The sequence below is a fragment of the Blautia faecis genome, assembly GCF_020554845.1.
GTDB classification, from domain to species: domain Bacteria; phylum Bacillota; class Clostridia; order Lachnospirales; family Lachnospiraceae; genus Blautia_A; species Blautia_A faecis.
Window position 1 is genome coordinate 122,654 of the sequence record NZ_JAJCIA010000004.1, and the last position, 24,908, is coordinate 147,561.

Annotated in this window: 20 protein-coding genes and 1 pseudogene; 1 reads left to right on the forward strand and 20 read right to left on the reverse strand. The window is 45.6% G+C overall.

Annotated features, from left to right (window positions below):
• Nucleotides 1-147: 147 nt before the first annotated feature.
• The 14 genes from ftsX to LIZ66_RS18960 form a co-directional block, all read right to left on the reverse strand.
• On the reverse strand, nucleotides 148-1,056 hold the full coding sequence (gene ftsX, locus LIZ66_RS03545; RefSeq protein WP_148463242.1) for a permease-like cell division protein FtsX: 909 nt from the start codon (nucleotides 1,054-1,056) through the stop codon (nucleotides 148-150).
• Nucleotides 1,046-1,729 (reverse strand): cell division ATP-binding protein FtsE, encoded by a 684-nt coding sequence (gene ftsE / locus LIZ66_RS03550; protein ID WP_118578359.1) that lies wholly within the window; start codon nucleotides 1,727-1,729, stop codon nucleotides 1,046-1,048. Before ftsE ends, ftsX begins: the two co-directional genes overlap by 11 nt.
• A gap of 272 nt (nucleotides 1,730-2,001) precedes the next feature.
• Nucleotides 2,002-3,090 carry a PucR family transcriptional regulator gene (locus LIZ66_RS03555; RefSeq protein WP_173716296.1) on the reverse strand — a complete coding sequence of 363 codons (1,089 nt, stop codon included), beginning with the start codon at nucleotides 3,088-3,090 and terminating at the stop codon, nucleotides 2,002-2,004.
• 388 nt (nucleotides 3,091-3,478) lie between these two features.
• Nucleotides 3,479-4,348 carry a YitT family protein gene (locus LIZ66_RS03560; RefSeq protein WP_148463244.1) on the reverse strand — a complete coding sequence of 290 codons (870 nt, stop codon included), beginning with the start codon at nucleotides 4,346-4,348 and terminating at the stop codon, nucleotides 3,479-3,481.
• Between the two features lie 25 nt (nucleotides 4,349-4,373).
• A complete protein-coding gene (locus LIZ66_RS03565) occupies nucleotides 4,374-6,545 on the reverse strand; it encodes a vWA domain-containing protein (protein WP_227200291.1) in 2,172 nt (723 codons plus the stop codon).
• Nucleotides 6,535-7,455, reverse strand: a complete 921-nt coding sequence (locus tag LIZ66_RS03570; protein ID WP_118578362.1) for an AAA family ATPase — start codon at nucleotides 7,453-7,455, stop codon at nucleotides 6,535-6,537. Before LIZ66_RS03570 ends, LIZ66_RS03565 begins: the two co-directional genes overlap by 11 nt.
• A gap of 96 nt (nucleotides 7,456-7,551) precedes the next feature.
• A complete protein-coding gene (locus tag LIZ66_RS03575) occupies nucleotides 7,552-9,666 on the reverse strand; it encodes a glutamine synthetase III family protein (RefSeq protein ID WP_148463246.1) in 2,115 nt (704 codons plus the stop codon).
• 199 nt (nucleotides 9,667-9,865) lie between these two features.
• A complete protein-coding gene (locus tag LIZ66_RS03580) occupies nucleotides 9,866-10,765 on the reverse strand; it encodes a diacylglycerol/lipid kinase family protein (RefSeq protein WP_334284873.1) in 900 nt (299 codons plus the stop codon).
• Between the two features lie 200 nt (nucleotides 10,766-10,965).
• Nucleotides 10,966-11,745 (reverse strand): tryptophan synthase subunit alpha, encoded by a 780-nt coding sequence (trpA, locus tag LIZ66_RS03585; RefSeq protein WP_227200290.1) that lies wholly within the window; start codon nucleotides 11,743-11,745, stop codon nucleotides 10,966-10,968.
• The gene (gene trpB, locus LIZ66_RS03590) at nucleotides 11,738-12,922 is read right to left on the reverse strand and encodes a tryptophan synthase subunit beta (protein ID WP_118578365.1); all 1,185 of its coding nucleotides are present in this window, start codon (nucleotides 12,920-12,922) and stop codon (nucleotides 11,738-11,740) included. The genes trpA and trpB overlap by 8 nt, the downstream gene beginning before the upstream one ends.
• Before the next feature lie 47 nt (nucleotides 12,923-12,969).
• On the reverse strand, nucleotides 12,970-13,620 hold the full coding sequence (locus LIZ66_RS03595) for a phosphoribosylanthranilate isomerase (protein ID WP_227200288.1): 651 nt from the start codon (nucleotides 13,618-13,620) through the stop codon (nucleotides 12,970-12,972).
• Between the two features lie 112 nt (nucleotides 13,621-13,732).
• A complete protein-coding gene (gene trpC / locus LIZ66_RS03600) occupies nucleotides 13,733-14,530 on the reverse strand; it encodes an indole-3-glycerol phosphate synthase TrpC (RefSeq protein ID WP_195699035.1) in 798 nt (265 codons plus the stop codon).
• Nucleotides 14,531-14,672: 142 nt separating this feature from the next.
• Nucleotides 14,673-15,686, reverse strand: a complete 1,014-nt coding sequence (trpD, locus tag LIZ66_RS03605) for an anthranilate phosphoribosyltransferase (protein ID WP_148463250.1) — start codon at nucleotides 15,684-15,686, stop codon at nucleotides 14,673-14,675.
• A 38-nt stretch (nucleotides 15,687-15,724) separates the two neighbouring features.
• Nucleotides 15,725-15,877, reverse strand: coding sequence for a DUF6783 domain-containing protein (locus LIZ66_RS18960; RefSeq protein WP_306467785.1), 153 nt, complete (start codon nucleotides 15,875-15,877; stop codon nucleotides 15,725-15,727).
• Between LIZ66_RS18960 and LIZ66_RS18965 the strand changes: the two are divergent.
• A pseudogene (locus LIZ66_RS18965) lies at nucleotides 15,815-15,961 on the forward strand (DUF6783 domain-containing protein); the annotation flags it as partial. The gene LIZ66_RS18960 and the pseudogene LIZ66_RS18965 sit on opposite strands and share 63 nt — an antisense overlap.
• Here LIZ66_RS18965 and LIZ66_RS03610 read toward each other — a convergent pair.
• From LIZ66_RS03610 to LIZ66_RS03635, 6 genes are all read right to left on the reverse strand, one after another.
• Nucleotides 15,895-16,464 carry an anthranilate synthase component II gene (locus LIZ66_RS03610; protein ID WP_227200286.1) on the reverse strand — a complete coding sequence of 190 codons (570 nt, stop codon included), beginning with the start codon at nucleotides 16,462-16,464 and terminating at the stop codon, nucleotides 15,895-15,897. The pseudogene LIZ66_RS18965 and the gene LIZ66_RS03610 sit on opposite strands and share 67 nt — an antisense overlap.
• Nucleotides 16,461-18,035, reverse strand: a complete 1,575-nt coding sequence (locus tag LIZ66_RS03615) for an anthranilate synthase component I family protein (RefSeq protein WP_227200284.1) — start codon at nucleotides 18,033-18,035, stop codon at nucleotides 16,461-16,463. Before LIZ66_RS03615 ends, LIZ66_RS03610 begins: the two co-directional genes overlap by 4 nt.
• A gap of 648 nt (nucleotides 18,036-18,683) precedes the next feature.
• A complete protein-coding gene (gene pgmB / locus LIZ66_RS03620) occupies nucleotides 18,684-19,334 on the reverse strand; it encodes a beta-phosphoglucomutase (protein ID WP_195477633.1) in 651 nt (216 codons plus the stop codon).
• 17 nt (nucleotides 19,335-19,351) lie between these two features.
• Nucleotides 19,352-21,070 (reverse strand): glycoside hydrolase family 3 protein, encoded by a 1,719-nt coding sequence (locus tag LIZ66_RS03625; RefSeq protein ID WP_227200282.1) that lies wholly within the window; start codon nucleotides 21,068-21,070, stop codon nucleotides 19,352-19,354.
• Complete coding sequence (locus tag LIZ66_RS03630) at nucleotides 21,067-22,014, reverse strand: alpha/beta hydrolase (protein WP_227200280.1); 948 nt, start codon at nucleotides 22,012-22,014, stop codon at nucleotides 21,067-21,069. Before LIZ66_RS03630 ends, LIZ66_RS03625 begins: the two co-directional genes overlap by 4 nt.
• A gap of 41 nt (nucleotides 22,015-22,055) precedes the next feature.
• Complete coding sequence (locus LIZ66_RS03635) at nucleotides 22,056-24,857, reverse strand: alpha-L-rhamnosidase (protein ID WP_227200278.1); 2,802 nt, start codon at nucleotides 24,855-24,857, stop codon at nucleotides 22,056-22,058.
• Nucleotides 24,858-24,908 lie beyond the last annotated feature (51 nt).

Consider the following 24,908-nt stretch of genomic DNA (forward strand, 5'->3'; position numbering starts at 1 on the left):
AATATCATTTGCCCAAATGCGTCCGCCCTGAATACCCTCTCTATCTCTTTATACAAAAGGACTGCCAGATCTCTCCAGCAGCCCCCATATCCTCTTCTCATATTCTGGCGGAATGCGAATAACCGCCCTTATTGTAAAACAGAACTCTCACACCTTCAAGTGTTTTCTTGTAGTAATAAAGCTTCCCACAAGACCAATTCCAATTCCCAGTGCCAGCGCCACCGGAACCAGTGTCTGGTAGATCTGTCCAACCGGAATGAAATCTACAACACCCAGAAGTACGCTGAACTTGGTATATACATAGGTTACCACATTATTGTAACAGAAATACAAAATGATCAGTGGAATTCCCGCACCGATCAGTCCCAGGATCATACCCTCCAGAAGGAACGGAGCACGTACAAAACTATCGGTAGCACCAATATATTTCATAATTCCGATCTCATCCTTACGAACTGTAATACCAACGGAAATGGTATTGCTGATCAGGAAAATGGCAATCAACAGCAGGATCACGATCACTGCCACAGATACATAGGAAACAATACGGTTAATGGAACCAAGAGTCTTGGCAGCCTGCTCAGACTGATTAACCTCTCGTACATTATCCAGTGTCTTGATATAGGCAACCAATTCAGACTGTTTCTCAATGTTGTTCATATACACACGGTAGTTGGATGAATTTGCCAGCGGGTTATCATCCTTGAAACCGTCTGCTGCCTCAGAGTCATCACCGAAGTATTCCTGCTTCATCTTCTCCCAGGCTTCATCACCGGACTCAAACTCAATCTTGGAAACCTCCGGGCGCTGCCTGATCAGTTCTCCAACTGCATCCATCTGCTCCTGTGTGGTTCCTTCATTAAAAAGCACTGTGATCGGCACATCTTCCTCAACCTTATGCGCCAGCGTATTCACATTATTTACAATGGAAAAGAAAATTCCGAAAAGAAAAATACATGCTGCCATCGTAATAATAGAAGCAATGGAAAACATGAAATTTCTCTTGATGTTCTTGATACCCTGCTTCAGAGTATACCAGATGGTACTAGGCCTCATAATATTCTCCCTCTTTCTCGTCGCTGATGATCACTCCATTATGCATGGTCAGTACACGCTTCTTCATGGAATTGACAATCTCTTTATTGTGGGTTACTACCAGAACGGTGGTTCCACGCTGGTTGATCTCCTCAAGGAGCTTCATGATCTCCTCGGATGTCTTCGGATCAAGATTACCAGTAGGCTCGTCTGCAAGAAGGATGTCCGGGCGGTTTACAATCGCCCTGGCAAGGGCAACTCTCTGCTGCTCTCCACCTGACAGCTCGTCCGGGTACGCCTTGTATTTCCCTGCAAGTCCAACCTCCTGAAGTACCTCCGGAACTCTCTTGCGGATAACTCTGGTGGGACGGTTCACAACACGCTGTGCAAAAGCTACATTCTCATACACATCCCTGTCCTTCAGAAGACGGAAGTCCTGGAATACGACGCCAAGCTTACGGCGGTATTTGGCCACACGGCGGTGCTTCATTCCCTCAAGCTTCTCTCCGCTTACGATAATCGTACCGGATGTGGAATCCAGTTCCTTCAAAAGCAGTTTGATCAGCGTGGATTTACCGGAACCGCTATTTCCTACTATAAATACGAATTCACCTTTATCTACATGGAGATTGGCGTGATTCACTGCCGGCAGTCCCGGTCCATAGGACTTGCTCACATCTATCAGATCAATCATGATATCCTCCTAAATTTTTCATGTAAAAATTCAATTCAGCAGTTTGCTTAATTTTTATGTAACATTATTGTAATATATGTCTGGTAAAAATGCAACCTTATTTTTTGCAGTACCTTATTATACCAGAGAAAACCAAGAACGCAATAGATTTCACAAAGGAAACACAAAGCAGGTCCAGGAATGATTTTTCAAACAGGCTCTAGTCCAGCACAAAGATGAAAAATGCCTGCCACAAACAAATGCAGCAGGCACAGAAATTACAAATATGAAACTTAATACTCCAGAGTCTCCATATACTTCATGTATCTTACAACCATCAGCGCGATCTTGAATGTGATCGCATCCTCGAATACACGAAGGTCAAGTCCGGTGCTCTTCTGGAGCTTGTCCAGACGATAAACCAGAGTATTACGGTGAATGTAAAGCTGTCTGGAGGTCTCGGATACATTCAGGCTGTTCTCAAAGAACTTGTCGATGGTAACCAGAGTCTCCTCGTCGAAATCATCCGGGGACTTGCCGCCGAAGATCTCCTTAATGAACATCTTGCACAGCGGGATCGGAAGCTGATAGATCAGACGGCCTATTCCAAGAGAGCTGTAAGCAATAACGTCCTTCTCAGGTGAGAAAATCTTGCCTACATCAAGAGCCATTCTGGCTTCCTTGTAGGAACGGGAAACTTCCTTCAGCTCGCTTACGATAGTTCCGTATGCAATATGTGTAGTATTCTCTTTCTCAAGTCCTAAGGTATCAAGGATGGTCTGGGCAAGCTTGTCCATCTCCTCGTATCCTTCGTTCTCCTCAAGTTCCTTGACAATGATAATGCTCTTCTCATCAACAGCTGTGATAAAGTCCTTGCTCTTGCCGCCGAACAGACTCTTCACGCTCTCCATGGAGCTGTGCTCTCTCTCCTGCTCAAGCTCCAGGATCATAACCACCCGTCGAACATCAGCATCAATATGAAGCTTCTTCGCACGATTATAAATATCTACCAGAAGCAGGTTATCAAGAAGCAGGTTCTTAATGAAGCTGTCCTTGTCAAAACGCTCCTTATATGCAACGATCAGGCTCTGGATCTGGAAAGCGGCAAGCTTTCCTACCATATAAGTATCTTCATCTTCTCCGTGGGCGACCAGAATGTATTCCAGCTGGTAATCATCACAGACCTTGAAATACTGATAACCTTTCACAAGCTGGCTGGCAGCCTGGGATTCCACAAATGCCTGAATATCCTGTGGCTGAATCTCAAATTCACTGTAGGTGGACGCCAGTGTCTTGCCATCTGTGTCAATAATGCAAAACTCCGTCCTGGATATCTCCCTGAGCCCCTCAAGTGTATTCTGCAGTACCTGATTTGATATCATTACCCTTCCGTCCCTTCTTGTAAATTATAGGGCTACTGGTCTCACAGCTGTCAATGTATTCCAGGATAGTGAAAACATTGTCAAAGAGAGCAGTAACATTATATGTTCGCCGGTATACCCGGCATGAATCGCTGTCCATTAGTGCCAAAATTCGCGGTCTCAAATCTGTAATATTGCACAAAACCTCAGACAGTCTTAGGAAAATCTACTGATTCCAAAAATTCATGAACCTATTTTAATACAAAATCACCAAAAAAGGAAGAGGAAAGTAGAAAAAATTTACAAATTTCCAGCATATTTTTTTAACTTTTTCTATATCACTCCAATTTCAAGCCCTATTTTCCCCTTTTTTTGCGGTGCGCAAAAGGCTTTGGTAAAGTTTTCCTTTTTACTTACGTTCAATAAATCCCTCACCATGGACTTCACGCACGTCAGACACGATCACAAAAGCATCTGGGTCAATATGGTCCACCAGCTCTTTCAATGCCACGATCTCCTTGCGTCCCACAACGCAGTAAAGAAGCAGCTTGTCCTGGCCGGAGTACATTCCCTTTCCGTGGATTCCGGTCACGCCGCGATCCAGTTTGTCCATAATTTCTCTGGAAATCTCGTCAGGCTTGCTGGTAATGATATACGCCTGTTTGGAAAATTTCAAACCTTCGATCATGCTGTCAGATACCTTTGTCACAAGGTAAACGGCGATGATGGCATAAAGTGCTTTCTGCACACCGAACACATACATACCTACAAGTACAATGGCTCCGTCAATAAACTGCATAATCTGGGCAATGGAGTAATGGCGGAGCTTCCGCTGAAGCAGTGCCGCCATCATGTCTGTGCCCCCGGTAGTTCCTCTTCCAAGAAACACAAGTCCGATTCCAATTCCCTGGATCACACCACCATAAACGGCTGCCAGCAAAAGATCATTTCCTGCAATGTCAAATGCCGGAAGAACCGCCAGCCAGAATGACAGGCAGATTTCTCCCACCAGTGCCCTTTTCACAAACTGGAATCCACTAAGCTTCATTCCAATCAGAAACAGCGGGATATTCAGACTTAAGTTCGTGATCCACAGTGGGATGCCTCCCGGCACGACTCCCTCTGTCCACTCTTTTACCAGGATCGCAATACCGGAAAAGCCTCCGGTTACCATACCGGACATATCGAAAACACTGTTTATGGCAGTTGCCATAAGGGCTGTACCAACAATGATCATCAGATAATCCAGGAAGGCAGCTTTTTTGTTATTTTGAAACATGGCGTTACCTCCGTATTCTGCTTTCTTATTCATCATCCTCCAATTGCTTTGTAAGATATCTTCCAACGATTTTGGAAAATCCGGTAATATTCCGGATATATGCAAAATCCTTTCCAAAAATCTTCTTCTCCGTCGCCAGATCTTTCTCTTCCCCGGCGAAAACACCCAGCACGCTCACTCCCTGGCTGCGCAGCTTACGGATCTGGGCTGCAGTGTCGGTAATTGCATACTTCCCATGATACGGTGCCGGATTCTTCGCATTGGGACGATTGACAATAACATCGTAAGGACGTCCATCACTGAGAATGATCAGAATCTTTTTCTCTTCCTCCCGGTTCAGAAGGCCGTATCCTGCTGCCCGGATGGCAAGTCCGTCACGGTTGTTGGATGATGTTACATAGTTAAATATATTTTCATTTGCACTTCTTTGGTCGTCATATTCTCTGAAGCGGTGGAGAATGGTATAGTCCCAGAAGGTGCAGTAGCTCATCACTCTGTGGGGCAGCTCTGCATTGCTAAGTGCCTCGCTGATAATGTAGGCCTGCAGCGCTACCTCGCCCTGGCGGCTCATCTGGGAACCACTGGCATCGATCAGCACATCCACCACAAAATCAGAAGAATCCCCCTTCAATTCCCGCCTAAAAACCTGTGCATCACTGCTTCTTCCAAGCCGCCACAGCCTTGATGGAACAATCATTCCTCTGTCTGAAAGAATCTCCTGATTTTCACTTTTGATGACCAGTGACTTTTTCAGCATTTCTGTGAGAAGGGCGATATTCCGCTTCACAATGCGGTGTTTGTCATGATAAAGCCAGATATTCTTATTTTTCAACCTTTTTGCATATTCATACTGGTAATTTCGTTTTACCGGACTTTTCAGAATTCCCTCAGTAAAATACAGGCTGCAGTCGCTGTGAATGTCACGGCACATCAGCTGGTTCATCCGCTTCTCTTCCAGCTCGCTCAGATAAGTTTTTCCAAAATTCAGTTCCACATAGGTGTGGGCTTTTTCCAAAGCCTCCGGAGGCAGAACTGTAATTTTCTGTTTCGATTGCCGTTCCTCTTCCATCTCCCGGGTGACATCCGCATTCTCCATACCCGCCACATTGGAGGTAAGCTGCTCCATATAGCTTTCCAATGCATCCTCATACATTTCTTCGGAAAGATAGTCGTGCCAGTCAAACTCCGTCAGATCTTCCATAGTGACAGCAAGCACCTGCTCAAGGGTTGCCTTTTGGGAAAAGTCGGGGTCAGCGACTTCATTGTATACTGTGTCTATGATGCGGATTAAAGACATTGTATCCGTAGTCTCTGCTGCGCCAGAAATTAAGTCAATATAGTGATAGATTCCTTTGTGTTTTCTATCTTTTTGTTTGTTTTCTGTTATATTTGTTATAGTTTTATTTGATACATACGCATTTCCTGCTATTCTTCCATTCGATGCATCCGCATTTCCTGTTATTATTCCATTTAATATGCCCGCATTTTCCACACTATCCGCCGATTTTTCCTCATTTCCGGAATCATCCGGCGGATTCTTCTTTTTCAAAGAAGTATTTTCACCTCTGTCAATCCGCCTTCTCAGCAGATTCACTCTCAGATAGCCCAGCTTATCTGCTGCCGACGGCATAGTCTCATATTCCTGATCCAGTATGTCCTCGCAGGCTTTCCTCTGCATCTCCCAGATCCCAGGGCGCTGTTCACAGATCCGTTCTCCGATGGCTTCTTCAATACAGAGCTGCGAAACAAAGGTAAGCACAGCTTCATCCGCGCCCATGAAGATTTTTTTCACCAGATACATTCCCAGAAAATCTTTATCGAAGAATTTCGCCAATGCGCCCTGCTTAATTCCATCATACAATGCAATATCCTTTGACCTGAGGAACAGGGAAACATCCGGCTTCATCTGCTGGGTGTAGTCCCCACTGATGGTCCAGAGCAGATTTCGGATACGGTTTTCCTGCTCTAATTGATAATCCTGGAGATTCAGTTCTTCACAGTTATCCTCTCTTGCCTGAAAATTTTCGCTTTTCTCCGCTACAGGTACTTCCATTGAAACTTTTTCTGATTTCTTATCCCCAGCTGCAATTTTAATTTTTTCTTTCCCAATAGCTGATTTCTTCAAAAATTCCTCTGCATCTTCAAGATCAACCAATTTGGCAGAAATTTTTAAAGATTCGTTTTCTTTATTCTCCATAAACATCTTCCCGTGTCCAGCCCTGTGGAATTCTGGTTCGCACCACATCCTCCACGATTTCCTTCTCAAACACATCAAATGTTTTATTAACAATGCCCATGCGTACCGCCTGCCATGGGGAAAGCCCGGTACGCACGATCTTCATGGCAGCAAGCAGGCCGCGAAGATCCAGTGGCTTTGTGGAAATCTCACTGTTCATGGATTTCTGCTGCAGATCCAGAAATACTCCCATAAACTGCTCCACAGCCTCTTTCTTTGCATCCGGGAACATCCTGTTGAAAATAAAACCAAGCGTTTCCTCATTCTGCGCCGGCATGTCGATCACCAGGAAACGGGAAACCAGAGCCTCATTCAGCTCCTTTGTTCCGGCATACCCGTAATTCATGGTTCCAATAAATCTTGCCGCCGGGTGAAGGTCTATTTTGTCATATCCTGGCACATCAATGGACCGGCGGTAATCCAATGTGGCGTGAAGTACAGAAACCGCATCATTCTTCGCCATATTGATCTCATCCAGAATACCGAATCCGCCTTCCTCTGCGCACTGGTAAATACTTCCCTTACGCAGCTTCACCTGATTATCCACGAAAGTATCTGTTCCAATCAGGTCACCGCTGTTTGTATTCACATGGAAGGACACGTTATACACCGGTCTCCCGAAAATATATGCCAGATTCTCTGCCAGCACATTCTTTCCCGTAGCCTTCGGTCCTGCCAGAAGCAGATTCTCCTGCTCCAGCACCGCTGCCATGGCCATCTCCAATGTTTCCTTCCCATAAAATGGCAGCGCCGGCTTTATCCGTCTATGCTTCGCTTCCTCTGAAACGCCATATTCCTGTCGAAACTCTTCCGCCGCCTTAATAAGCGCCGCACTGACACCCTGTTCCTCTAAAAAATCAAATTCACTCATCTTATTCCTGCTTTCACTTTACCTCTTTATTTTTCCTGCTTTCACTTTACCTCTTTAATAGAAAAGAGGACTGCGGCTGCAGTCCTCCTGATCACTTTACGGCTCAAACACCAGATCTCCATAAGATGGCATCGGCCACATATCTTTATCCACTAACATTTCCAGTTCGTCAACCGGCTCTCTTAATTTCTCCATTGCCGGAACCAGTTTCTCTCTGCAGAACACTGCTCTGTCACGTCCTTCCGGATGCGTCTCGATCTGATCTATCAGCTTGCTCAGCTTATTCATGGTACTGTTCACTTCTTTCAGAAGCTTGCTTGCTTTCTTCAGAAGATCCATCTGAACACTCACGTCAATTGGTCCAACTGCCTTCACTTGATTGATGGACTCTGCCAGTACAGTTGTATACTTGATGACTGCCGGAATGATCTGCTTGGTTGCCATGTCCACCATGGTTTTCGCTTCGATGTTAATTGCTTTCGCATAAATCTCATACTGGATCTCCGCTCTGGACTCCAGTTCAGTCTTTGTAAATACTCCAAATTCTCCAAACAGTTCTACAGCCTTATCTGTAGTAAGTGCCGGAATGGCATCTACCATAGATGTCAGAACAGGAAGTCCACGGCGGCGTGCCTCTTTTTCCCATTCAGGAGCGTAGCCATTGCCGTTAAATACGATTCTCTGATGCTGGGTAGCATATTCCTTGATCAGATCATGGACTGCCAGATCAAAGTCTTCTGCGCTCTCCAGAACATTGCAGGCTTCCTTAAACGCCTCAGCAGTAATGGTATTCAGCACCACATTGCATGCGGAAATGGAATCCTTGGAACCAACCATACGGAACTCGAATTTATTGCCGGTAAAGGCAAAGGGTGAAGTACGGTTACGGTCTGTCGCATCCTTCATGAAATCCGGAAGCGTCTTAACGCCTGTATCCATTTTCTCCCCGGTCTTACTTCTTGTAGCAGTACCAGTGCTGATCAGCTGCTCCAGCACATCCTCAAGCTGCTCTCCAAGGAAAACCGAAATAACAGCTGGCGGAGCCTCATGACCGCCAAGGCGCTGGTCATTTCCAACATCTGCAGCGGACTCACGAAGAAGATCTGCATGCTTGTCAACTGCTTTCAGGATACAGGTCAGAACCAGAAGGAACTGAATGTTCTCATGTGGTGTCTTCCCCGGCTCCAGAAGATTAATTCCGTCATCAGTAGTCAGGGACCAGTTATTGTGCTTACCGGAACCATTCAAGCCTGCAAAAGGTTTCTCGTGAAGCAGACAGCGCATGCCGTGACGGCTTGCCACCTTTTTCAGGATACGCATCATGATCTGGTTGTGATCTGCTGCAATATTAACAGGTGCATAGATCGGCGCAAGCTCATGCTGTGCCGGTGCAACCTCATTGTGCTGGGTCTTGGCTGTAACTCCCAGCTTCCAGCACTCTTCATTTACTTCTTTCATATATGCGGAAACTCTCTGACGGATGGTTCCGAAATAATGGTCATCCATCTCCTGTCCTTTCGGAGGCATGGCTCCAAAAAGAGTGCGTCCGGTGTAAACCAGATCCTTTCTCTGCATATATTTCTCTTTATCAACAAGGAAATACTCCTGCTCTGCACCAACAGATGGTGTCACCCGTTTGGAGGTCGTATTTCCGAAAAGTCTGAGAAGTCTTAATGCCTGTGTATTGATGGCTTCCATAGAACGAAGAAGCGGTGTCTTCTGATCCAGCGCTTCTCCTGTATAGGAACAGAAAGCGGTAGGAATGCATAAGGTTCCACCTGCTGCATCATGTCTTACAAAAGCCGGTGAGGTACAATCCCATGTTGTATAGCCTCTTGCCTCAAAGGTGGCACGAAGTCCGCCAGATGGAAAAGAAGATGCATCCGGCTCTCCCTTGATCAGCTCTTTACCGGAAAAGCTCTGAAGGACTTTTCCATTCTCCATAGGTGCGGTGATAAATGCATCGTGCTTCTCTGCAGTTACGCCTGTAAGGGGCTGAAACCAGTGACTGTAATGAGTGGCACCCTTCTCGATGGCCCATTCCTTCATCTCGTGGGCAACCACATCTGCAACCTCCATGGAAAGCTCCTTGCCCTCTTCAATGGTTTTCTTCAGCTCTTTGTAAACCTTCTTCGGCAGACGGTCCTGCATGACGGAATCATTGAATACATCACATCCGAATAATTCCTTCACATTAACATAATCTCCCATTGTTCCTCTCCTCTCGTTCATCTCGCTGCTTATTTCCCCAGGCTGCCATTTATCTGCGGTACCTTCTCTCCATAAACAACGATTCATCACACATTACTGGTTCTTATTTTTTCACATGTAAGCACTCTATGCTTTCACAGGTGCAAGGCAAAAAACGCGCAAAAATTCTCTCTGGTGATACCAGCCGGTCTCACCCTGTTTACTTGTCGCTCTTCAGGCAAAGGTTCAGTGCCTGCTGCAGGTTCTCAATCTCTACCAGCCTTGGGCTTCCGCCGTATTCTCCGTCCAGCGTCCATGCTACTTCTTCCTCTGCTTCAACTGTAAGCTTTCGTGCCTTGAAAGAATAGATCAGGTCAGAATTGTCCTCCATGTTGAGAAGATTCCGGACAATCTCCTGCATTTCCAGCGGGTTCTTAGGCTGTACGATCAAAGTGACCTCAAAAAGGCCGTCGTTCATATCCACATCCTTGGTCAGATTCTTAAATCCGCCCACAGACCTGGAATTGGTGATCATTCCGTAGATAAAATTATCTTCAATCACACCATTCTCTGTTGTCACTTTCATATGGTAAGCCTTGATATCCAGAAGTCTCTTGGCACCTTCCAGGACATAAGCGAGATGACCCAGAATGTTCTTCAGATCCTGACTTGTCTCATAAGACACATCTGTAAAAAGACCAAAAGCAGCTACATAAGCAAAGGTCTGGCTGTTGAATCTGCCTACATCGCATCTGTAAATCTCTTCCTTCATGATCATAGATGCCGCATCCAGCATATTCTTCGGCATGAAAAGGCTGTTGGCAAAGTCATTGGTGCTTCCTGCCGGTATGTATCCGACCGGAACCTTGCTTCCCACCTCGGTAATTCCTGTAACCACTTCATCCAGCGTGCCGTCACCGCCGCTGCAGACGATCAGATCCACCTTGTCCGCATATTTCTTCACCTGTTCATAGGCATCCTTCGGGGCCTGAGTTGCGCGGATGATCACCTCATAACCGCCTTTATTAAAGATATCTACTATATCCATCAGAGATGTCTTGATCTTGCCCTTCCCTGCTTTGGGATTAAAAATAAATACCAGTTTTTTCTCCAACTTCATTCCTCTTTTTCATTACCATTTATTTTACACATAAAATCAATTCACATATGATACTATAAAAAAAAGAGGGCAAAATGTCAACGCTTTTGCCCTCTTTTATAGTCTTTTTAGAATTAAAACAAGCTAAATTTTTTTGGTCTGTTCTGCTTATTTTTGGAAAAACTGAAGCATTTCTTTTCCATTTTTTATATTCTTCCTGCTTAAGCCTCACGCACAGCGTCTTTCATAGACTTTACATAATCCTTTACATATGGGACGCAGTTTTCTCCATGTGCGGCACAAATTTTCACAATGGCGGAGCCTACAATCGCACCGTCGGACTGGGCAGCCATTTTCTTTGCCTGCTCCGGGGTGGAGATGCCGAAGCCTACTGCACAGGGAATGTCCTTTGCAGCTTTTACCAGCTTCACCATCGCTCCGATATCGGTGGTGATCTGGGTTCTGGTTCCGGTTACGCCAAGGGAGGAAACGCAGTATACGAAGCCATTTGCCTCTTTTGCAATCCGGGTGATCCGGTCGTGGGATGTGGGTGCGATCAGGGAAATCAGCTCCAGACCATACTGTTTGCAGACCACATCGAACTCCTCTTTTTCCTCAAAAGGTACATCAGGAAGAATCAGTCCATCCATTCCAATTTCTGCTGCTTTCCTGATGAAACGCTCTGTTCCATAGGAAAAAACAACGTTTGCGTAAGTCATAAATACCATTGGGATACTGGTTTTTTTACGGATTTTTACCACCATGTCAAAGATCTTGTCTGTGGTTACTCCGCCGCTCAGTGCACGCACATTGGCTTCCTGGATCACAGGACCTTCTGCTGTCGGGTCGGAAAACGGGATTCCAAGCTCGATAAGGTCTGCGCCTGCTTCCTCCATTGCATAGACAAGCTGCTCAGTGATCTCCAGAGATGGATCTCCGCAGGTAATAAATGGGATAAATGCTTTTCCTTTTGCAAATGCTTCTGAAACTCGGTTACTCATGGATATCCTCCCCTCTGTATCTTGCAATTGCTGCACAGTCTTTGTCACCCCTGCCGGAAATGGTAATGACTACGCACTGATCCTTGCCCATCTGCGGCACGATTTTTCTTGCATAGGCAACAGCGTGGGCGCTTTCAATGGCAGGAATGATTCCTTCTGTTTTGGAAAGATATTCAAAGGCTTCTACTGCTTCTTCATCTGTTACAGGTACATACTGGGCACGGCCAGTGTCGTAAAGGTGGGCATGCTCCGGTCCGATTCCCGGATAATCCAGTCCTGCGGAAATAGAGTAAACCGGCGCGATCTGTCCGTACTCGTCCTGGCAGAAATAGGATTTCATTCCATGGAAGATTCCAAGTCTGCCAGTGGCAATGGTGGCTGCGGTCTCTGCAGTGTTTACGCCGCGGCCTGCTGCCTCGCAGCCGATCAGCTGTACATCTTTGTCTTCAATAAAGTGGTAAAAGGTTCCGATGGCATTGGAGCCGCCGCCTACACAGGCAAGGACTGCATCTGGAAGCCTGCCTTCTTTTTCCAGCATCTGTTCTTTGATTTCTTTGGAGATAACTGCCTGGAAATCGCGGACAATGGTTGGGAAAGGGTGAGGACCCATAACGGAGCCCAGTACATAATGGGTATCTGCTATACGGTTGGTCCATTCACGCATGGTCTCGGATACGGCATCTTTCAGGGTGGCAGTTCCGGAGGTTACAGGATGAACTTTTGCTCCAAGGAGACGCATCTTATATACATTTAATGCCTGGCGCTCGGTATCTTCTTTTCCCATGAATACCTCGCATTCCATTCCCATAAGGGCTGCTGCTGTGGCTGTGGCTACACCGTGCTGTCCGGCTCCGGTTTCCGCGATAACACGGGTTTTGCCCATTTTTTTTGCAAGAAGCACCTGACCTAAGACGTTGTTGATCTTGTGGGCGCCGGTGTGGTTTAAGTCTTCTCTTTTTAAATAAACCTTTGCGCCGCCAAGGTCTTCGGTCATGTGAGCTGCGTAGTAGAGACGGGATGGTCTTCCTGCGTATTCATTTAAAAGTTCTGTAAGCTCCCGGTTGAATTCCGGATCGTCTTTATAGTGGTTGTAGGCTTCTTCCAGTTCGATCACCGCGTTCATCAGGGTTTCGGGAATATACTGGCCGCCGTGGATTCCAAATCTTCCGTTTGACATAGTGTTGGTTCCTTTCGTTTCGCTGTTTTGTATATGAATTACTTTTTTCACTCTAAATCTGCTTCTCGCTCTTTTCTATATGCTTCCAGTGTATTAATCTGCTTCAGCATACGGGCAATCTGCTGTATTTTCGACCGGTCTTTTCTTCCATCGGTTTCCAGGCTGCTGCTCAGGTCTACAGCCCATGGGTGTAAGGTTCCGATGGCGCTGCGGAGGTTTTCGGGACCGATTCCTCCGGCAAGGAAGAATGGGCGGCGGACTGGGGGAACCAGGGTCCAGTCGAAAGGTTCGCCGGTTCCTCCTGCGCCATGGTCTAAGAGGATGTAGTCGGCAGGGCTTCGAAGGGCCCGCTGTACATCTTCGGGTGTTTTTATGGAAAAGGCCTTGATTACAGGCTTTCCGGTCATATTCTGGATTTTTTCGATATAGTCTTCGTCTTCATCCCCGTGAAGCTGGGCTGCCCATAGGGTGCCATCTCTTAATAAGGAAATGGGGAGTTCCGGGGCAGCGTTTACGAATACACCTACGGGAAGGATTTCCTTGTCCAGTCCCTTAACCAGGACTTTGACCTGTTCTGCCGTAAGGCTTCGTCTTCTTCCTGGAACTTCAATTATGAATCCCGCAAAATCCGGTTTTGCTCCATTTACAGCTTCAATATCCTCTTTGCAGGTCAGGCCGCAAATTTTTAATTTTGCCATACTGTTTCGTTCCTTTTCTTTAATTTTTTATTTTCCAACTATTTTATCAGCACATTGTACATCTTAGATTGCCAGAGCGTGCATGGAATATCACTTATCACCATGAGTCAGCTCAGACAATCCCTGCATTTAATGCCCCAAGTGCCGCTTTCTTGTCAGGGCTGCGCATTAAGGTCTCCCCGATCAGGACTGCATCTACTTTGTTTTCATATAATATACGGATATCCTCCGCTGTCTTAATACCACTTTCGGAAACAAACACCGTATCAGCCGGTGCCATGTTCCGCAGTCTGATACTGTTTCCCATATCAACGGTAAAATCATGGAGATTCCGGTTGTTCACTCCCACGATTTTTGCTCCAAGATTCAAAGCACGGTCCACTTCCCACTGATCATGAGCTTCTACCAGAGCATCCAGTCCCAGCTCCTGTGCCAGTTCCCCAAAGGCTTTTAACTGGCTGTTATCAAGAATCGCACAAATCAGAAGTACAGCGGAAGCCCCAAATGCTTTTGCCTGGTAGAGCATGTACTCATCTACTGTAAAATCCTTTCGAAGCACCGGAATATTCACTGCCTGGGAAATTTCCTGCAAATACCTGTCTGCGCCCTGGAAATAAAAGGGCTCTGTGAGGCAGGAGATTGCAGAAGCACCGGCCTGCTCATATTCCTTTGCAATGTCCAGATAAGGAAAATCTGGTGCGATCAATCCTTTTGAAGGAGATGCTTTTTTTACTTCACAGATGTAAGACATTCCCGGCTTTTTTAATGCCTCCAGAAAAGAGATTTTTTCCTCGGCATGTTTCGCCAGATCGGAATTCTGCTGTGAGATAAGTTCCCTTAATGGGAATTTAAATTTTTCCTCCGCAATACGCTCTTTTGTGCGCGCTGCTATCTCGTTTAAAATACTCATTCTATCTCCTGTAAAACTCTCTGTGATGTCATTCTCTCTTGTCGTCATCTTTATCCAAATGAGTTATATTGTTATTTTTTTCAGTGCTATTTTGTTTTGTGATGTGATTATTGTTATTTTTGTTATTATTTGTGTTTATTTTTCACTCCTGATTACTCTTTTGTATAAATTCTTCCAGTTTCTTCAGGGCAGCCCCGCTGTCAATCAGCTGCTCTGCCATCTTCACACCTGCTTCAATGGAAGCTGCTTTGCCTGCAATATAAAGTGCGGCACCAGCATTCAAGCAAACTGCATGACGTTTCGCACCTGTCTCTTTGCCTTCCAGAATTGCTTTTGTGATTTCGGCGTTCTCCTGCGGGGTTCCTCCCTGAAGCTCCTCTTTTGTGCAGCGCTCATAACCAAACTGCTCCGGAGTGAGTACATAGGATGTAAATTTGCCATCTTTGATCTCGCATACAGAAGTCGGTGCACTCATGGAAATTTCATCCAGACTGTCCTGTCCGAAGACAACCATTCCTCTTGTTACTCCAAGATTTGCCATGACCTGCGCAAGAGGCTCAACAAGGGCTTCATCATAAACACCCATCAGCTCCATATTGGCGCCAGCCGGGTTGCTTAACGGTCCAAGAATATTAAATACAGTACGGATTCCCAGCTCTTTACGGATTGGAGCCACATACTTCATTGCAATGTGATAGTTCTGTGCAAACAGGAAGCAGATTCCGATTTTTTCCAGAAGTTCCTGGCTTTTTTCCGGTGGAATTGTGATCTTAACGCCCAGAGCTTCCAGCACATCTGCGGCTCCGGATTTTGAAGAAGCAGCTCTGTTTCCATGCTTTGCTACCGGTACACCTCCTGCTGCGATCACAAGGGAGGCAGTGGTGGAAATGTTAAAGGAATTGGAGCCGTCTCCACCAGTACCTACGATTTCCAGTACATCCATGTCATGAAGCAGCTTGATGCAGTGTGCTCTCATGCCTGCCGCGGAAGCGGTAATCTCATCAATAGTTTCCCCTTTCAACGCCAGAGCAGTCAGATAGGCTGACATTTGTACCGGAGTAGCTTTTCCGCTCATAATCTCGTCCATTACCTCTTCTGCTTCCAGATAGGTTAAGTTCTGTTTCTTCGATAATTTGATAATACTTTCTCTGATCATTTTTTCTGCTCCTCTCTGATGTTGTCCTTTATAAATTGTCAAATCTGACTTGCGCTTCCAGAGCGTGTTTGAAAAATCATTCCCGCAATCTGCACGCCCCACTTTGCGGTATATTTTGCCCGAATTCGGTTGCCGTAGCCCGCTACGGCGCCCTCATCCGGACAAAATCTCCCACAAATTGTGACGCACATCTTGCAGAAAGCCTTTTTCAAACACGCTCTAGAAAATTCTCAATCATCTTCCTTCCATCGGGAGTCATAACAGACTCCGGATGAAACTGCACACCGTAAACCGGATATTCCTTATGCTCCACTGCCATGATTTCTCCATCTTCTGCTCTGGCTGTCACAACCAGCTCCTCCGGAAGAGTCTCTTCTATTGCTGCCAGGGAATGATATCTTGCTGCCGGGAACTTTTCCGGAAGTCCTTTAAACAGGACATTGGAACCGCACTGGATCATCTCATCTCTTTTCCCATGCTTCAGTTCTTTTGCATAGGAAACCACTCCGCCAAAGGCTTCGCAGATGCTCTGATGTCCCAGACACACACCCAGAATTGGGATTTTTCCAGCGAACTCTTTGATCACCGGAATACAGATGCCTGCCTCCTCCGGTCTTCCAGGACCCGGGGAAAGAACAATTGCTTCTGGTGCCAGCTTCTCTATTTCTCCCAGGGAAATTTCGTCATTTCGAACCACCTGAATATCCGGATTAACGGACCCGATCAGCTGATACAGGTTATAGGAAAAGCTGTCGTAATTATCAATCAGTAAAATCATTCTAATCCCTCCTCTGCCTGGCTGATGGCCCTTACCACCGCTCTTGCCTTGTTCTGGCACTCTTCAAATTCTTTTTCCGGTACGCTGTCTGCCACGATTCCGGCTCCCGACCGGATGCAGATTTCGTCTTTTTTCTTATACACAAGCCGGATTGCAATGCACACATCCAGGTTTCCAGTGAAGTCCACATATCCGATGGCTCCTCCGTAAATGCCTCGTTTACTCTGCTCCAGTTCCTGAATGATCTGGCAGGCTCTGAATTTCGGTGCTCCTGACAGGGTTCCTGCCGGTAAGATTGCATCCACAGCATCAAGGGCATCCTTGCCATCTGCAATGGTTCCGGTAACGGTGGAGCCAAGATGCATAACGCAGGAATAACGCTCCACGGTCAGGTATTTTTCCACTTTTACGCTTCCAAGCCTGCTGATTTTTCCAATGTCATTCCTTCCAAGATCCACCAGCATGTTGTGCTCGGCAAGCTCTTTTTCATCCTGGAGAAGATCTGCTTCCAGAGCCTTGTCCTCCTGTGGAGTTTTTCCACGTGGCCTTGTTCCTGCAAGGGGAAAAGTACTCAGCTTACCATGCTCCAGCTTCGCCAGGGTTTCCGGTGATGCTCCGGCGATTTCGATGTCATCGCTGGAAAAATAAAACATATATGGGGATGGGTTCGTAGCTCTAAGCACTCTGTAGGTGTCAAACAGGCTGCCTGTGGCTTTTGCACGCATGGGATTTGATAAAACAACCTGGAAGATATCCCCCTCATGAATATAATGCTTGGCTTTTTCCACCATTTCACAATATTTCTCTTTTGGAAACTGTGGTTTGATTTCTGACTGGAGACGGATTGGTGGGAACTCTTTTTTCTCACCTTTTTTTATAAGCTTTGTCATTTCTTCCAGTTTTTCACAGGCCTGTTTATAGGACTTATCCAGATTGTCTGTCATTACTCCTGTGATCAGAAGTACCTTCTGGCGGTAATGGTCAAATGCGATTACTTCGTTAAACAGCATCAGGTCCAGATCCCGGAAATCCTGCAGTTCTTCATCGGTCAGATCCAGCTTTGGTTCGCTGTATTTGATGTAATCATAGGAGAAATAGCCCACCAGACCACCGGTGAAGGTAGGCATGTTGTCCATCACAGGGCTTTTATACTGCTGGATGATTTTCCGGATAGCGTCACCTGGATGAGTAACCTGCATGACCGCTTCTGACTGTTTTTTTCCAATATGAAGGGCATCCGCTTTGTTCGTTTCCGCTTTGTTCGTTTCCGCTTTTCCAGTTTCCAAAGCATCCGTTTTCTTTTCAAACAATTCATCCGTCCGTCGGATTCGCAGTGTCCCATCTGTACAGGTAATTTCCATAGAAGGGTCATATCCAAGAAAAGAATATCTGCCCCACACCTCGTTCTGACTGGCACTTTCCAGCAGATAGCAGTGGTGACTTGCCTTTTGCAAGATTCTCATCATCTCTACCGGTGTGTAACTGTCTGCATATAACTCTTTGCAGATGGGAATTCTTTTGTAATCTCCCGCTGCTGCCATTTCCCTGATCTTATCAAATGCTGGATACATAGAGCACCTCCCGTTTTTTCTGAACTTTTACGATTCACCAAGTTCACAGCGACTCACTTTGCCATGCATGCAAAAACATGATGGTTAAAAGCAAGAATTGTCATACAAACTTCCTTTATATGTCCTGCCGTAACTTTGTCCCAAAGAATATGCCTTGGCACGAAGTGTCTTTTATGTAATAGAAGGCTCTAACGAAATTTCTTATTACGTAAAAAGACCCGTCCATGACAGAACTTCTATGTCTGTCAAGGACGGGTCTGGATAATCCACCCGCGGTGCCACCTTGATTCACGATACAAAAATCGTGCTCTTAACGGAATACCATCATATTCCTGACAACTGACGTATGTCTTACGTCGCATCATACTTGGCTTATCAGCCGTTCCATGCGCCCTCAGCGGCCCATTTATCGAGCTATGGGAACCACTGCTTCTTCTCTACAGCCTCTTCCAAATAGCTCTTACAAACTGCATTACCATCCGGTTCTCAGCCTCCCGGACTCTCTGTGGGTGCACGATTGTTTTTATTTCCGCTTCAACGGTTTAGTTTGTTAAATTGATTTTTTATATAAATAGCATATCAGAATTAAATTGTCAAGCATTTTTCGTAAAACTTTCCTTTTTAGGAAATTATTTTTTTTACGATTTCTCATATTATTTCCTGCTCAATCTCTTCAATTGTGATTTTCTCAAATCCCCTGATCACATAGTCAGCTTCTGAAAGGATCTCTGGTTTCCCGATACCAACTGCTCTCATCCCACCGGCATGGGCTGCCTTTATACCTGCTGCTGCATCCTCAAATACAATACAGTCACAGCCTGCAAGCCCCAAAGCAGCAGCTCCATTCAGAAATACCTCTGGATCCGGCTTTGCCTTGGATACCTTGTTTCCATCTATGACTGCATCAAAGCTCTCAGACAGTTTCAGTTTTTCCAATATGAAAACCGCATTTTTACTTGCTGAGCCAAGTGCTGTACGATACCCTTTTGCTCTGGCAGCTTCCAGAAATTCCTGGACACCTGGAAGAATATCCTTTTCACTTAATGTCTGAAGATATTCCAGATATATTCCGTTTTTGCGGGTACAGTAATACTCTTTCTGGGCTTCCTCCATCTGCCTGTTTCCAATTTCCAGAATGATCTCAAATGAACGGTTCCGGCTGACTCCCTTCAACCGTTCATTGTCTTCTCTGGTAAAAGGGATTCCCAGCTCCTGCGCCAGTTCTTTCCAAGCAAGATAATGATATCTGGCAGTATCTACGATTACCCCATCCAGATCAAATAACAGTCCTTTGTGCATATTTTTTTCACCTCTCGTCACATAAACCGTGCTCCCCACACCTCCTGGCACCAGGGATCCACAGGGCTTTTTCCATTGAAGCTGCTCTTTCCGATTATTTTCTCTACAACCGCATCAACACAGTAAGAGCTGGAAGAATAGCAGTTAATAAATGTACTGATAAACGGAACGTCTATCATATGATAGGGATTACAGAAGCTGATAAACATGGTGGGGATTTCTTTTGTATACCAGGGCTCATTTGCCGCCATCAGATCAATCCATTCAACCCTTCTTGTGGTGTGGTTGGAGCCGGTTGCAACGTTTGCAGCTACGATGGAAAGATCAAATTTTTCCTTCATCTCTTCGATTCCAGCGGTAAAAATTTCGCCTCGTTCCATAGTTGCATAGTCATACATGGATACGGTAAAACCAGCCTTGGACAGCGCATTTTTTAATAACTCCCCTACCGTTCCACCATCTCCAAATGCACCACTTTTTTCCTCTCCCAGAATGGTAAGACGGATTCTTTTTGTTCTGGCTGGGGAAATGGGAAGAAGCTTCTGGTTGTCTTTTACCAAAGTAATTGCTTTATCCGCACATTCTTTTGCCCAGTCAGCGTGCTCCTTACAGCCAATTACCAAAAGAGCTTCCTTTTCGGGTACAAGTGTGTTGTTTTTCTGTTTTTCATGGAGCTTTAAGCTGGCTTTTAGTGCCAGCTGCCGCATAACTGCTTCGTCAATACGCTCCATGGTGATCCTTCCTTTTTCCAGATATTCCCTGATTCCGGCATAATCCTCATCTATGTTTTTGCAGAACAAAAGTACATCGGCACCACCCATCAAAGCCTTAGCAAGTGCTTCTTTTCGGGACATCATACCAGTGAAACCTACCATCGGAGTTGCATCCGTAGTAATCAGCCCTTCAAAGCCAAGCTGACCTCTTAACAGGTCTGTCATCAGATAGCGGTTCACAGATGCCGGAAGGATTTCTTCATCCTTTATTCCCGGACACATTTTCCTTGTCATTTCCGGTTGGAGAATATGTCCCACCATTACAGTTTTTACCCCTTTTTCAATCAGCTTTCCATATACCCTTCCATATGTGGATTCCCATTTTTCCACAGATAAAGAATTTACTGTAGGAAGCAGATGCTGGTCTCTTTCATCCACTCCGTCTCCTGGAAAATGCTTGATACATGCAGCCATACCGGGATCTGCTTCCCGGATACCGTCAATATAGGCATCTGCCATAGTCAGCACCCGCTCTGGATCTGAACCGTAGGTTCTCACGTTTGTGATGGGATTTCTCCAGTTAAAATCAATATCCACGATAGGAGCAAAAGCCCAGTTACACCCAGTGGCTCCACCTTCCCATCCACAGATCATGCCCAGTCTTTTCGCCTGCTCTTTTTCATCTGTTGCAGCCACCTGAAGCTGTCTGCCAAAGAAGGTTCCGGAATCAGCCACGCCGTTTCCACCGCTTTCCAGATTGCAGGATAACAAAAGGGGAATCCTGCTTGTTTCCTGCATAACACGCTGGGCATTCTGGATTTCCAGGGCATTTCCGGAGCGGTACATAAATCCGCCCGGCTTATATTTCCTGATCATTTCCTTTAATTGTTCCTCATCTGTAATCATGTCTGTAAGGCAGAACAGCTGGCCGATTTTTTCCTCCACGGACATGGATGCTAAGGTTTCTTTTACCCATTCAATATCTTTTTCAGAAAGATAAAATGGCTTTTCATTCAGCTTCATACCGGCATTCCTCCTGCCATCATCATTGCCTCAAATGGCGTTATTTCTTCCAACTCCAATGCAAAATGCTTTTGCATCCAGGCAGAAGCAAGCGGCACCCATTTCGCAGCATCGGGATAAATCTGGGAGCGTGCCTGTGCACTGGCCTGGGTGGAAAGACTTAAGCCATGTGGTCCTTCTTCAAAGATATGAAGCTCAAATGGAATTTTGTGGTCTGCCAGGGCATGTGCCATTCTCAGGCTGTGCTGCACCGGAACCATAGGATCTGCAGCCGTTGCCCACAGATACACTGGCGGTGTGTTTTCTGTCACATTAAGGGCCGGGCTGACTTCGCGCAGAATCTCATCCGATGCATTGGCAGTTCCAAGAAATGCCTGGTTGGAACCATCAAAAAATGCCTTATCTGTTGTATTTTCTTTCATGTACAGATAATCACTGAGACAGTATCCAAGAATGCATGCTGCCGGACGGAAAAAGCTGGCTGGTTTACCAAAATATTCCGTGATCACCGGACGGTGCCAGTTTGTGATATACATGGCACAGTTGTGTGCACCTGCTGAAAAGCCGCACAAAACAATCTTATCTGTATCCACCAGCCATTCCTGTGCTTTTTCTCTGATTTTCAAAATTGCCAGGCCGATTTCTCTCATTTGCATGGGATGCTCGCATTCCGGTTTCCGGACCATGTCACGGAATCCGGTTTTAAATGCTTCTTCCCCATAGGTGGAATACCGCAGTACGAAAGCATGATAGCCCATTGCGGCAAATGCCATTGCTACCGGCTCTCCTTCCCTGTCTGAGCAGGACAGGTAAGCACCGCCAGGACAGATCAGAACTGCCGGTCTTTTTCCACCATTCAGCATCTCTCTGGAATCATCCAGTACATAAGTTGTCAAAGTAACATCTGTTCTGTCTTTATATAAATAAATCACTTCTGATTTCATGCTAAATCCCCCGTTTTCATGTAAAATCACCTATTCTAAGACTATATCTCCCATCTCTCCAAAGAACTTATTTTTTTAATTGCCTTATCTGCTGCTTCTGGTGTGATTCCCATAAAAAATAAATCTTTTAGTTCATTCAGGCTCCGTTCCATATGCTCCGGATTTCGGCTCATTACCATCTGATAGGCTGCTGGCAGGTCTTCTTTTAGAATATCCAGCACTTCAGAATCCTTTGCAATCTGGCTCAGTCTTGTATTTTCATCATAGATCTTGCGGAAATCCTGGTCAGACTGGTAGGAAAAGTCATAGCTTCCTGCAAAAAGCTGCTCTTTTCGTCCTCCGCTTCTCGGAAGCTGTACCTGGGCTTCACAACCAAATGGAATTTCCACATGAAGATGAAATATTCCATTATTATCAATTTTCCACTCTGAAACATAGTTTCCACAGGCAGAATGATAACAACATTTGCAAAAATGGAGACGCATGTCCGGTACAGGTGCGATTATGGCTTTTTTGTATCCTGGTTCTGCCGGGCGGATTCCTGCAATATATGCATAGAAAAATTCTACCACAGAGCCATATGCATAATGGTTCAGGGAATTCATCCCTGTACCGCTGATGCTTCCATCCGGCAAAAGAGAATTCCATCTTTCCCATATGGTGGTAGCCCCCAGATTTACACAATAGAGCCAGCTTGGGAACTCCTCCTGGAAAATGAAATCATAAGCCAGCTTTTCCATTTTATTTTCTCCAAGTGTCATGCACAAAAGTGGAGCACCAACGAATCCACACCGTATTTTGTAGGCATCCTTTTTCAGACGTTCCTGGAACTGACGGATCAGCCTTTCCTTATCTCTATACAGTCCAAATTTCAGGGCAATAATGTAAGAGGCCTGGGTATCCAGTGCAAATCTTCCTGTAGCTGTAAAATACTCATCCAGAACCGCGTTTCTAATCTTCCCTGCCAGTTTCTCATACTTTTCTGCCTCTTCTTCATATCCCAGTTCTCTCGCAGCCTGTGCAGTCAGAGAAACTGACTGGTAATAGTAGACGGTGCCAATATAATCGTCATCTGTACTGCCTTTAAAGCTCTGCTCCGTAGGACCGTCTAATGCAAGCCAGTCGCCAAACTGAAAACCATTTCTGAAAAAGCCGGTCTCGCCGTTTCTTATGTCTACCCGGTGCATATAATCCACCCATTCACGCATCATGGGGTAAAATTCCCGCAACTCTTCCAGACTGCCGAAATCCCGATACAAAAGTGCCGGAATAAAGGTACCTGCATCGCCCCACACACTGGCAGTTCCAAAATCCCCTTTAGACGGAATATAATTGGGAATCGCCCCATCAGCCCTTTGCTGTTCACTGTGCAGGTCTTTCAGAAATTTCCTGTAAAAAGCCCTGGTATCCATATGGTAGGATGCGGTAGGCGCAAAGACCTGTGCATCACCAGTCCAGCCCAGGCGTTCGCTTCGCTGTGGACAGTCTGTGGGAAGATCAATGAAATTCGATTTCATTCCCCACAGACAGTTTTCATAAAGCCTGTTGATCTTTGGATTTGAAGTTACAAAATAACCGGTACGTTCCATATCGGAATAAATCACCTTCGATACGATAGAGGTCCTCGTAACTTCAAATGGCCAGCCACTTATTTTCAGATACCGATAGCCAAAATAAGTGAAATGTGGTCTTACCTTTTCTTTTCTGCCATCCGAAACGTAGACAAATTCTGCTTTGGCATCTCTGTAATTGTCGTGATAGAAATTGCCATTTTGCAGGACCTCACCGCATTCAATGACGATTCTGGTTCCCTTTGGAAAATCTGCCTCAAATTCCATGAATCCGGCATGATTCTGGCCGAAATCCACCACAGTTTCTCCTGCAGGTGTATGGATGATTTCCTTTGGATGAAGCTCTTCTTTCGCCACAACCGGAAGACTGTAACGTTCTGTCAGTCTGCCTGGTGCGGTCTTTATTTCCACCTTTTTCCAAGGGTTCTCACGTTTTTCCCAGAGACTGTGGTTATAGATCTCACCCATGTAGATTCCACTGTCTTCAATGTCACTTCCACGATACTTCCAGCTTTCATCTGTACCGATCACTTCCTGGCTTCCGTCCTCATAATCCACATGAAGCTCTGCAATCGCTTTCATCTCATCCCCGAAAAGGCAGGACTGGTTTTTCAGTCCGAAAGTTCCCATGTACCATCCTTTTCCAAGTAAAATCTCAATTGTATTTTCCTCTTCCAGTTCCTGGTTTTCACACTTCTTTTCCCCTGCGGCAAAATCCTTCAAAAGCCTGGTGACATCGTAAGTCTGATACTGGTAGCATGCTTCATAATCATTTAAAAACGGAGCCAGATATTCATTTCCAGCCTTTTTTCCATTCACATAGGCTTCATACAGACCAAGCCCGCAAATATACAGACGGGCTTTTTTTATTCTTTTTCCAATGGAAAACTGCTTTGTCAGAACCGGATGAAAGGTGTCTTCCCTGGAAGCACCAATCCACCTGGCAGTCCAGGGCTGATTCATTTTTCCAGTTTCAAAAAATGCAGGTTTACTGGAAGCAGTTTCCCCATTATCAGCTGTCACAGTCACACGCCAGTAATATCTGGTGCATGGCTCTGGGAAAAAGTCCAGCTTTGTTTCGTTTGAGCAGAGCTCACTGCCCTCTTTCTCATACAGGATTCCGGAAAAATCTTCCGTTGCACTGATCTGGATGCGTACCCTTTGCTGACGCTTTGCACTGGTGTCGGTTACCTTCCAGGAGCATAAGATACGGTCAAAAGAAAATCCTACTGGATCTGTAATACCATTTATTTTTAAGCCTGAAACTTTCATATTCTGATGTCCTCTTTCTTCCTGTATTTTCCTTTTTTGGGGATTTCCCAT